Source organism: uncultured Cytophaga sp., assembly GCF_937863595.1.
In the GTDB taxonomy this organism is placed as follows: domain Bacteria; phylum Bacteroidota; class Bacteroidia; order Cytophagales; family Cytophagaceae; genus Cytophaga.
The window spans coordinates 22,750-33,621 of sequence record NZ_CALMGQ010000066.1; the positions used below are offsets into that span (position 1 = coordinate 22,750).

General features: G+C 36.9%; 10 protein-coding genes. 1 reads left to right on the plus strand and 9 read right to left on the minus strand.

Going from position 1 to position 10,872, the window contains the following annotated elements:
- Window positions 1-84: 84 nt before the first annotated feature.
- Entirely contained in the window at window positions 85-657 is a 573-nt protein-coding gene (locus Q0543_RS05860) for a DUF1543 domain-containing protein (RefSeq protein ID WP_299250335.1), read from the minus strand.
- A gap of 336 nt (window positions 658-993) precedes the next feature.
- Here Q0543_RS05860 and Q0543_RS05865 point away from each other — a divergent pair, with 336 nt between their 5' ends.
- A complete protein-coding gene (locus Q0543_RS05865; RefSeq protein ID WP_299250337.1) occupies window positions 994-2,106 on the plus strand; it encodes an AI-2E family transporter in 1,113 nt (370 codons plus the stop codon).
- A gap of 250 nt (window positions 2,107-2,356) precedes the next feature.
- Here the strand turns inward: Q0543_RS05865 and Q0543_RS05870 are convergent, their stop codons facing one another.
- From Q0543_RS05870 to Q0543_RS05905, 8 genes are all read right to left on the minus strand, one after another.
- Window positions 2,357-2,725: a hypothetical protein gene (locus tag Q0543_RS05870; RefSeq protein WP_299250339.1), complete on the minus strand. Its 369-nt coding sequence runs from the start codon at window positions 2,723-2,725 to the stop codon at window positions 2,357-2,359.
- 292 nt (window positions 2,726-3,017) lie between these two features.
- Window positions 3,018-3,788 (minus strand): hypothetical protein, encoded by a 771-nt coding sequence (locus Q0543_RS05875; protein ID WP_299250341.1) that lies wholly within the window; start codon window positions 3,786-3,788, stop codon window positions 3,018-3,020.
- Complete coding sequence (locus tag Q0543_RS05880) at window positions 3,782-4,786, minus strand: hypothetical protein (RefSeq protein WP_299250343.1); 1,005 nt, start codon at window positions 4,784-4,786, stop codon at window positions 3,782-3,784. Before Q0543_RS05880 ends, Q0543_RS05875 begins: the two co-directional genes overlap by 7 nt.
- Before the next feature lie 81 nt (window positions 4,787-4,867).
- Window positions 4,868-5,626 (minus strand): metallophosphoesterase, encoded by a 759-nt coding sequence (locus Q0543_RS05885; protein WP_299250345.1) that lies wholly within the window; start codon window positions 5,624-5,626, stop codon window positions 4,868-4,870.
- A gap of 193 nt (window positions 5,627-5,819) precedes the next feature.
- Entirely contained in the window at window positions 5,820-6,176 is a 357-nt protein-coding gene (locus tag Q0543_RS05890) for an STAS domain-containing protein (RefSeq protein WP_299250347.1), read from the minus strand.
- 80 nt (window positions 6,177-6,256) lie between these two features.
- Entirely contained in the window at window positions 6,257-7,189 is a 933-nt protein-coding gene (locus tag Q0543_RS05895; RefSeq protein ID WP_299250349.1) for a hypothetical protein, read from the minus strand.
- Between the two features lie 113 nt (window positions 7,190-7,302).
- Entirely contained in the window at window positions 7,303-7,854 is a 552-nt protein-coding gene (locus Q0543_RS05900) for a hypothetical protein (RefSeq protein ID WP_299250351.1), read from the minus strand.
- Between the two features lie 22 nt (window positions 7,855-7,876).
- Entirely contained in the window at window positions 7,877-10,870 is a 2,994-nt protein-coding gene (locus tag Q0543_RS05905; protein ID WP_299250353.1) for a type I restriction endonuclease subunit R, read from the minus strand.
- Window positions 10,871-10,872: the final 2 nt, after the last annotated feature.

Sequence of the window (10,872 nt, forward strand, 5' to 3'; positions counted from 1 at the left end):
CATACATACAAAAGTGAAGAGCATATGTAATCTATAGTCCTCAAGGAACATCAGATTGAATTTCATCTTTCAGAAAACAATAACTTATTTAATTTTCGATACAGGAAGATATCCCAATTCGATGATATCTTCTTCGCTTTCTTCTTTAATAATTTCAAGTACGTACTTCGCAGAAAAAACTTCTGGCAAAATTTCTTTTACATTATAGATGTCATCTACATCAATCCCATATTTTTCATCAATGTGTGAAGGTGCTTCTTTAAAGCCCGTTTGCTTATAAAATTTTTCTTTCTTTGCCAAACGTACTGCACCTGCAGAATCTTTTGCAACAACAAGTATTTTATAATGGAGTTCTTCAAACTCCCCTCTGCGATATCCTCCCAAGTTTATAAAAAATAATTTTAATGCACCCTGCTTTTCTAAAACATCTGTTTTTAACCGTGGCCGAATGACATAGTTCTGCACCCGCGTAACTTCACGCCATGCATCGATGTGAATCCCCTTTTTACCTTCTGGCCAAAATGCTTTTATTGCAGGCACAAGACCTTTCAATGAAGTGCCAATACCGAAAAACACATCGTGTTGTTCGACATTGCGGCCTTCAGGCTTGCATCCCAGCAGAAGCATAAATAATTTTGGTTGAACGGGTTTCTTCATAACATTTGTGTAATACTATTAAATTAACAAAATAAGTAGCATTATACAATTGAATGTGCATTTTATTGTTCTATGTCTTTTCTGACTCCTATCTTTAGCGAAACGATGGCTCACACGTATGTATACTAGCCTTTGAAAGAATAAATTTATCTGTCATCGATTCCATTCTGCAAACGATGACACGTTTAATGTACTAGAAATGGTTTTTCGATGGGATTTATACAACAGAAATACATGATGATATAATAATAAAAGATCTATTAAATTGGATATTTGTATTTAATTAATAAAATAGTGCCTCAACGTTTATTAAACAGATAATCAATAACAAGAACCATGACTGAAAAATTACCTTTGTATCACAAGCTTTCCGTTATCCTTATCGGAATAGTTGTGTTTTTTTACATCTTATTTATTGGTCAAGAAATATTAGTTCCATTGGCTTTTGCATGTCTGTTAGCGATACTACTAAACCCCATCGTTAATTTTCTACAAAGAAAAAAAGTTAATAAAATTGTAGCCATTGTCCTCTCTATCATTTTAATGATGTTGGTTGCTGCGGGTATTCTATACTTTATTGGCTCTCAGGCTTCGAAGTTCGCAGACATGCTTCCAGAACTAAAGCAAAAAGTGAATGAACTTGCAAAAGAGGGCTTATCGTGGTTCTCCCAAACATTTAATATTACAACACCCAAATTAACCAGTTGGATCAATGAACAAAAATCTAAGGGAATGCAAGGCGCAAGCGGCGTCGTAGGTGCAACGCTTGGAACTGTTTCGGGATTCTTTGTAGGATTATTTTTATTGCCCGTTTATATTTTCCTCTTTCTCTTTTATAAACCGTTGTTATTGCAATTTATAGGAAAACTATTTTCAAGTGAAAAACATAAAGTTGTAGCTGATGTATTAAACGAAACAAAAGGACTTATACAGAACTATCTAATCGGTTTGATGATTGAAATGGTTATTGTAGCGGCTATGAATAGTGCTGCCTTAATGATCATTGGTATTAAATACGCAATCTTACTAGGAGTAATCGGCGCCATTCTTAATTTAATCCCCTACATCGGTGGCATCATAGCTATTGCATTACCCATGATTATGGGCCTCATGACAGATGATCCAATATCGGCGCTTTATGTTTTGATTGCATATATTCTTATACAGTTTGTCGACAACAATTTCTTAGTACCAAAAATTGTAGCATCAAAAGTTAAAGTAAATGCATTCATTTCAATCATTGTTGTATTGATTGGCGGCACACTTTGGGGCGTTGCAGGCATGTTCTTATCCATACCTTTAATTGCAATCCTTAAAGTTATATTCGACCGCGTAGAAGCGCTCGAACCTTTTGGTTATTTAATTGGGGATGATATGCCAGAAGAAGAAGAAAGAGGTTCGCTTAAACTTCATACAAAAAAAGAAAATAAGGAGAATAATAAAGAGTAGTATGGTTTGATACATTAGTAGCATTGAAAAGATATGTACGGTAACATTTGGTCAGGTAAGTATGTTATCGTATGCATCTCATTGTCTGAACCATTGATTAAGCTGATTATTCTGATTAAAAACTGATAGTGCTAAGGAACGGTTATCAAAACATCATATATTCAAGTACTAACAATTCATGCTCAAAAAAAACATAATCAATCAAAGAGAATAACCACAGTAAATCAATTGAATCAGGTCAATCAACGGTTCAGACATTTTCACTTCTCATTTCAGTAATCAGTGTGCGTAAGGATTTGCGCACGTCTCTTTTTAAGCCTCCAATTTCTAAGATGACACCATCTTTTATGGAAAGATCCTCTTCAAATGTTTCAGCAAAAAGTGTTCTCCAATGCTCCCGCTCCTCGTCGTCATCATAAACGATATCAATCAGCTTATCAAAAATCGTGATTCCGATATTCCAAAAATCCCTTCTCGCATAAAGCTGCTCATACAGATCATTAAACTCCTCTTCAGTAAGAAGGGTATTTTCTGTAATCATTTTATTGACTCTATTTCTGGATGGGAGCGATTCTATATCCATGTTGTGTATGCGATTGTGAAGGTCCTGTGTATGCAAAGATAAGTATTAACAGAACTTGGTGGTAGGGATTGATGATTATTTTAAAGTGTGAATCAGCTACTATTGTTGGTGTTACCGCCGGAACAAATCCGTATTAAATGATCCAAACTTGCGCGGAGCACCAACAATCATTTGCTAATTGTCTGAACCAGGATTTAAGGATTAAAGGATTTTGAAAATTCTTGCGCCGGCGACCTGAACGCAACAGACATTATTGTCCATGATTCCACAGTCTTAGAGATCTAGCAATCTTGGATTATTAACCGCTTCACTTTCCTTTCCTCCTTCATCACGCTTTCAGGTTAAACGATTTTAGCAATTGCTCAAATACAGCTTGGACATTTACCGTACCAAATCCGTTTGCTTTAAAGATGGCAGGATCAGGTAAAACATCTTTTATAACATCTGCAAATTGTTGTAAGTCGGCTTGTATTTTTTGAGGTAATTCAAATACATCATCCGGACGCAACATTAGTACCATTCTAAACACATCGTATTTGTGTTTTAAGATATCATCAGTTCTTACTGCTTGTCCTGCATCCTGTCTGCTTTGGTTGCTCAAATACGCATAGGCTTTCAGACAAATAATGGCATGTGGTTTTGCAAAATGTATATTGTTTTTAAACGCACTATGTATTTTAGTAAAATCATAATACGCCTCATTCAATAAAATAGCAGACAAACTTGACAATCCTTCTTCTGTAGGAATTGGCGTTAAATACATGCCTTCCTTCCGCGGAATAGCATCTGGTGTTCGACTGAAAAGTTCAACCATCTTTGGAAATGCTTCTGTTCGAGGACGTGAAAAACGATAGCAGTTTCTTTTTTCTGATTCCTCTTGCATTATTTCATATCCACCATCTTTTATAAATTCCCAAAAACGTTGTACAAAAGCTGGTTCAATTACTTCTACGATCAAAATGACGTCAATGTCTTTTGTTACACGTGGACTAAATCCAGCATCTTCCAGAATAATATCACAAGCAGTGCCACCAATGATTAAATAACAATTCTGGTATTCTTTAAAATATTCACTAAATGTATTTAATCCAGTTACCATGAAATTTTTTCTATAATTTGTTCCATGGCCATTTCAATACGTTCGTCATGCGTATCTTTTAAACTTAGATATAAGGAAAGCGGATCAACTACCGAACCATCGTTTGGCAGCTCCCCTACAAGTGTTACAGGATTATACTTCCATACTTCCAAACAATATTCGCCTTCGTATGCATTCGCATTTACCAATGCATTGTTTTTTTGAAAGGCATAAAAGATGCTTTTATCAACCGCATAAAATTGTTGTCTGCTTGGGTTCATGTCTGTATATTCAGACAAGGCAGAGGTATTGCTGTGTAACATAACCATGTTCAAAGGTCTTTCATCTACATAAACCTTTTTTAATACAGGACTTACCCAACTTTCACGATGTTCTAAATCACGCCACAACTCCAGCCGATCCAACTTAAAACGGATATACTTTTCTTTCACACCTACAACTTCAACCACTTCCAATTGTTTTAGATTGTCAATTGCTTTGGTAATACCCATAGCTGTATATCCAAGTTTTTCACCCAATTCTTTAAAGGAATATTGTTCGATCTCCAAGTTTTTATGAAGTATATGATGAATCAGAATAAACTGTGCCGAAGGTAAAAGTTTAGAGCTTTCTTTTTTTATTTTCCTAGTAATTCCAGTCTCCCGCAGATCCATCAGCATATCGGGTAAAAAAAGTTGTTTGCCCGGAATAATAAAATTGATCCTTTTTTCAATCAACCGTTTCCGATTCAAAGAAGATACCTCTTGAATAACCAATACTATTTTTTTGTGAAAGAATGCTTCAGCCAACACGTCAAAATGCTTTTCAATCTGTGCGATGCTGAAATCTTCTATATGCATGGGTTCAACCAATACAAGATTCTGATGAAACACCATACCATAATGAAGTCGATATGCAGCCCCAATAAACATAGGAATAGACCCCATATCACCTTTAGGCACAGGTTGCAGATTCATGTCTACACCTAATATTTCCTCTATATATGCCTTAATTTGCATTATCTCTATCAAATAAACTACTTTAAGCTACAATAAACCTATAAGGTTTATTGTATAAATATAGGTTTATTATACTGATTTTCAAATATTAAATACACTTTCAGGATTAAATAAACCATGCTCCCCATACTTCACATAACCCAACTGATTGGTCAGCATATTCGTTTTACCAATTTCAAAATCTGGGGTAGCACCATGGTGATGCCCATAGATCCATGCATCCGGACCATTAGCTTCTATCAGATCAAATAATTCTATCGCAAAGGCTTCGCTTAAAACACTACCTTTGTATTCCGCAGGATAATGCATATAGGTGGGTACATGATGTGTAACAACGAGCTTTTTAGTTGCTGCTGTAGACTTCAACTCCTGTCTTAGAAATGCCAAACTTTCTTCGTGTAACTGATTGTACATAGCTGCAGAAAAGCGTTTCCCATCCTTGGTGATACAATGAAAATCGCTCATGCCACGTTCTATATCCCAAGCACACGCATCGCTTATTTTAGTCCACATGGTAGAGAATATCAAGTGTACATCTTTTACTTGTACACTCGTATTATTCACGAGAAAAACATTGGTACTGATTTCTCTCAGCAAGCTTCCCGCATAGTGCATTAAATCCGAATTGTAATATTCGTGATTGCCTGGCACCCAATACACGGCTTCGAAATGATCAGACACGTACTTAAAAAAATCTGCATGTTTGTGCATCACATTAAACGGCACCACATCTCCCGCCAATACCAACACCTCTGCTTTCGGCTGTATTGGATTGGCTTTCATAAAATCTCTGTTTTGAGAAAATTCCAGATGTAGGTCGGATGCGTATTGGAGGGTCATGGTATCGTATTGTTAAAACCATTTTCCTGACTTCGGGAATATGGTAGGTGTTTGTAGTTTATTCTTGGCAGAAAACACAAACGAATGTATATATAATTAGTTGATAGAAATAGACGCTGAAAAAAACTTTTCCTGTAAAAACAAAAATGCCTCACCTTTCGATGAAGCGTTTCTAAACTATATTTTCAACGTTTTATATCGAATATAAATATTCTGAAAAGGCATCCATCGTTGTAATTTTATATACTGGAATATCGTGTCTTTCACGATCAGTTGCATCTTGTGTTTTTGCAACCGTTCTAAACATATCCATTACCGAAGTTGATGCATTTACCAATACAACCAAGATTCCTTGATTCGCCAATTCCACTTTTTCTTTATGCAGTTGGTCTGCAAAAGATCTAGACACAAATTCAACACCGTCAAAATTCAATTCAACCTGCGTACATGCAGTTTGTTGAATTTGAGTTTTAATGTTAAGGGCAGCCTCGCGCGTATTAATAATGGAATCAATTTCTGAGGCAATATGAATTTCTAATACTGCTTTCATAATGGTAATTGTAATGTGGTTCGTATAACAAATATAAGATTCGTCAGATTAATAACGAAAGATACCTAGAATTAGTTTCTTTACCCTTGCGTATATGCATGAAAATCAAAGTTTTTTCGGTCGTTTGTAGGTATTCGAAGCGCTACAAGACTTCCTGGAAAGAACAATTCATTCTTTAATGCAACAACATCATTTTGCTCAACCGTATGGCTAGCCAGTGCAGCACCAGACCACAACATAAATTTACCTTTTAATGCATCAATTAATATGCTTCTGGAGGTTGACAAGCCATACCCACGCGATTCGGGTATGTCTTTTGTAGATTTACCTTGTATGGCAGCTTTAATGGCTTCTGAATGGCTGGTAATTTCTGGATATTTGCCACATCTGATATAGGAATCAAGCACGCCTTTGCCTCCATCCGATATGCATAAATCCATAAAATTTTTCGATTTATAATATTGGGCAAATAAAAACCCTCGACTTACAGCAGAGTGATCAGATGCATTATTACTCAACTCATCAATCATATAATAAACTGCATCTCTAAAAGAGCCTGTCAAACCTAATTGATTTTTTAAAATAACATTAACAGCCGACAATGTTTTTTCTCTAATGGTATCTTCAACACTACTTTTAGCTGTTGGAAAAGCAACAAGCGGAATATAAGTACACGTATAATATTTCTCAAAGGTTGAATGCAATGAATGAAGCTCTGATTCTTGCGGACAAAAACCCGCAGGAAAAAATATAGTTTCCAGATACTTTTTGAAACTATAGTCTATACAATTCAAATTAAAATCTACGGTATTTCCATTATGGCGCAAATTAAATGCAATCGCTGCAATACCGCCTAAGAAAAGGGGACTAGAAAATTTGCAATTCGAAAAATCGAACATAATTTCATTTCCACCTGTCGAATGTATACGTTCAACAAGAACAGCAAGCTTGCGAATGGAATCTCCAAAATCTTCAGAAATCCGTTCTGGCATTTTTAAAATAAGTGGACTCATAGATGTTAAAATAATACCTCTCCTTTCGGCTGTATCGGATGGACTTTTATATAATCTCTATTCTGAGAGAATTCTAAATGAAGGTCGGATGCGTATTGGAGGATCATGGGGTTTTATCGTTTGTAATCAAAACCAGAAATTGTATACTTTTTCATTTTTGCATCCAACGCCTCAATTATTTTTTTATTGCTCGGTGTGGCTGGTGCGTAGATAAGAGATAAACGAATACAAAATGATTTAATCCAAATTGCAAAAACAGAAAAAGTCAAAAATAAATAATATGCAATACTAAATGTCAAAATAATAACCATTACAAATGAATAATTTTCCATAATTGAATTACGCAATTGTTCCACATAAGAAATATTAATTTTAAAAAATGCAATAGATAGTGAGTAAACACCAATACCTGAAGCACCAAGTATAAGAGTAATGATGACATTTTTCAAGTCTTTTCCAAATACAATACATGCAGGCGAAGCATCTGGAGGAATGTCAAAATATATTCTTTTCAATTGATCTTTCAAATATTCACTACATCTATACAAACTAAATATAAGCAAGAAATGTACGCATAGAATTATAGATCCTTGGACATTTAACAGAACACAGCCACCCATAAATACAGCAACCAACATTAGAAAAACCACGAACACATTTTTCATAGCCTCTTTTAAAATTCAACTACTACCCCACAATCGGCCAATCCTTAAACTGCCCTTCTGCCTGATCCATAATCTCGGCTAAAATCTGAGTCAATTCTTCCAGACTCACTTTCCCGCGTAATTCTCTCTTAACCGCCAAACGTATTGCCGCTTTAGCGTCTTCTTTTTTAGTCCAGTCTATTTCTAAATTATCTTTTACCGCTTTGCATACAGCATGCACCACATCTTGTATTGGACCGGCCTGCTGAATGATTTCTTTTTTAGCATGAATAATATCATAAAAGGCGAGCTCTTCATCGGTAATACCCAACTCCTGCTGGCGGCGTTTTTCTTCTTGCAAATCCTGACCGCGTTTAATCAATTCCAATATGGTCGTGTACGAATCAATTGCGTTCTTGTGGTATTTATCAATTACTTTTTCTATTTCTTCTTTTAAGGAAGTATACTTTTTAATATTCTTATGCAAACGCAGTGCAATTTCACCTTTTAGAATATTCCGCAATAATTCAATCTGCAACGACAAATTTGATTTGTTCTTTTTGGCACCCAGTAAAAATTCTTCATTCAAAATCGACACATCCGGTTTTTCAATTCCAGCCATCGCAAATACATCAATCAATGCTTCCGATTCTATGCTTTGCGAAATCAATTCGCGCACTCGTGATTGATTGTCTTTTTTACCTCCGGTTATCGACTTGGCTTTGCGAACCGCTGCAGATACGTGTTGAATGTATAATATATCCAATACATAAGGTACAATCTCTTCGCTGCTTTTAACAATACTCAATAAACCGGTTAGCTTCTTTTCATCTTTCATGAAGCCTTCTGCAAACTCGTCGGTTTTTAAAACAGCATTTAATCCTGTATTAATCAACAAACATTTATTTCCATCCGACAAACCTCTCCAGCTGCTGTAATCAATCGTATCGGGCAAATAGATTTTGCACGCTTCTAATTGATTGAAGAACATTTCCAATGCCTGCTCCATATCAATTTTGGCTTCGCCCTTGCCGCCGCCTTGCGTATATTTTTTTGTAGCAGATTTCAATTGATCGCCAATACCAATGTAATCCACAATGACACCCGATTGCTTATCGGCAAATACTCTATTGGCTCGTGCAATGGCTTGCATTAAATTGTGCCCTGTCATTACCTTGTCTACATACATGGTATTAATGATGGGTGCATCAAATCCGGTGAGCCACATATCACGCACAATCACAATCTTCAAGGGATCATCGGCGTCTCTAAAGCGTTTCTTAATAGCTTCAAACTGTTCTTTAGTTCGAACGTGTTCTTTCCAACTTGCAGGGTCTTTGGATATGTTGGCGGTTACAATAACGGCTATTTCCGGACAACCTTCAAGCTTCTTAAGTGCATCGTACATCTTCACGCAGTTTCTCCTGCTCATACACACTACCATGGCTTTACCATCCAGCGTTTCGGTACGTCTTATAAAATGTTTTAAGATATCCGCAGCAATCTTCTCTACACGATCATCTGAGCCAGCAGCATCTTCTATGGCGGCCCACTTTAAGGAAGCATTTTCTTCGCTTCCTTCGGCAATGGCTTCCATGTCTGCATCTATGTTTGCATTGGCAAGATGCAATTTTGCTAAGCGTGGCTCGTAATAGATCGGCACGGTTGCGCCATCTTCTACCGCTTGTTTGATGTCGTAGGTGTGAATGACCTCGCCAAACAATTGTTCGGTATCGGCATCTTTATTGTCTACGGGTGTACCTGTAAAACCAATGAACGACGCATTGGGCAAGGCGGTGCGTAAGTTTGCGGCATAACCATCTAGCAAGCCGTATTGGGTGCGGTGGGCCTCATCGGCTATAACAATAATATTATCTCGGGCAGACAACACAGGGTGTTCCGTTTCTTCCTTGTCTTTTCGAATTCTGAATTTTTCAATGGTGGTAAAAATAACTCCACCGGCATTGGTATCTAACAATTGTCTTAATTCATCGGTAGACTCTGCATGTTTTACATCGCCAACTATGTCTTTACACAATACAAAGTTTTCGTACAGCTGCCAATCGAGATCGTTGCGGTCTACCTGTATAACAATGGTTGGATTTTTCAAGGCGGTCAATTGGCGCAGCATGCCGGTATAAATGGCCATTGAAATACTTTTGCCTGAACCTTGTGTATGCCAGATCACACCAATACGGCCGTCGCCTATGGGTTTGATGGCTTGTTTGGTTTTTTCAACAGCAAAATTTACACCGAAGTATTGGTGGTACTTCGCACCTTTTTTAATTAAGCTGCCATTATGGTCTTCAAAGAAAATAAAATATTTGATGTAATTCAGTAAGCGTTCTTTGGTAAACAAACCATGCAACAAGGTATGTAACTGAAAATCGTTTGCATCCACAATGTCTCTGCCGTTGATGGATTTCCAGGGAGCAAACCACTCCATGCTGGCAGGATACATACCGTGTTGTGCCGTCTTGCCATCACTAATAATGGTGAGTGCATTGTATTCGAATAAAACGGGTATGTCTTGTTTGTAATGTTGTATCTGATTAAACGCTTCGTTTTCGGTGGTGCTGTGATCAAACCAGTTTTTAAATTCAAACAACACCAACGGGATGCCATTGATGTAAATAAGCAAATCTGGAATGCGACGGTTGCGGCCTACAATCTCTATTTGATTGACACAGGTAAAGGTATTTTTTTCAGGATTTTCAAAATCGATGGGATAAATATGTAAAGCACATTCTTTGCCTGTTTTATCCTTCCAGCTGATGTCTATGCCCTTGGTAAGTTTTAAATGAAAGTCGCGGTTGCGGTAATCAACATCGGTACCAGCGTTATTGGTAAATTCTTTGGCGGCTTCTTTTACAATATCAGCAGGAAGCTGCGGATACCTTGAAGCTATGAACCCTTGCAGTACATCTTCTAACACAACCGTGCGCACATCACGACTATAAGCACTGCCGTGTTTGTAGCCGTAACCCAATTGCTGCAGCCATTCAATAGCGGCCTGTTCAATGTGATATTCTTTCATTG

Coding starts and splice junctions, on each gene's coding strand:
- Q0543_RS05860 (WP_299250335.1), bottom strand. CDS start 657: ATGAAGAAACCCGTTCAACCAAAATTATTTATGCTTCTGCTGGGATGC.
- Q0543_RS05865 (WP_299250337.1), top strand. CDS start 994: ATGACTGAAAAATTACCTTTGTATCACAAGCTTTCCGTTATCCTTATC.
- Q0543_RS05875 (WP_299250341.1), bottom strand. CDS start 3,788: ATGGTAACTGGATTAAATACATTTAGTGAATATTTTAAAGAATACCAG.
- Q0543_RS05880 (WP_299250343.1), bottom strand. CDS start 4,786: ATGCAAATTAAGGCATATATAGAGGAAATATTAGGTGTAGACATGAAT.
- Q0543_RS05885 (WP_299250345.1), bottom strand. CDS start 5,626: ATGACCCTCCAATACGCATCCGACCTACATCTGGAATTTTCTCAAAAC.
- Q0543_RS05890 (WP_299250347.1), bottom strand. CDS start 6,176: ATGAAAGCAGTATTAGAAATTCATATTGCCTCAGAAATTGATTCCATT.
- Q0543_RS05895 (WP_299250349.1), bottom strand. CDS start 7,189: ATGAGTCCACTTATTTTAAAAATGCCAGAACGGATTTCTGAAGATTTT.
- Q0543_RS05900 (WP_299250351.1), bottom strand. CDS start 7,854: ATGAAAAATGTGTTCGTGGTTTTTCTAATGTTGGTTGCTGTATTTATG.
- Q0543_RS05905 (WP_299250353.1), bottom strand. CDS start 10,870: ATGAAAGAATATCACATTGAACAGGCCGCTATTGAATGGCTGCAGCAA.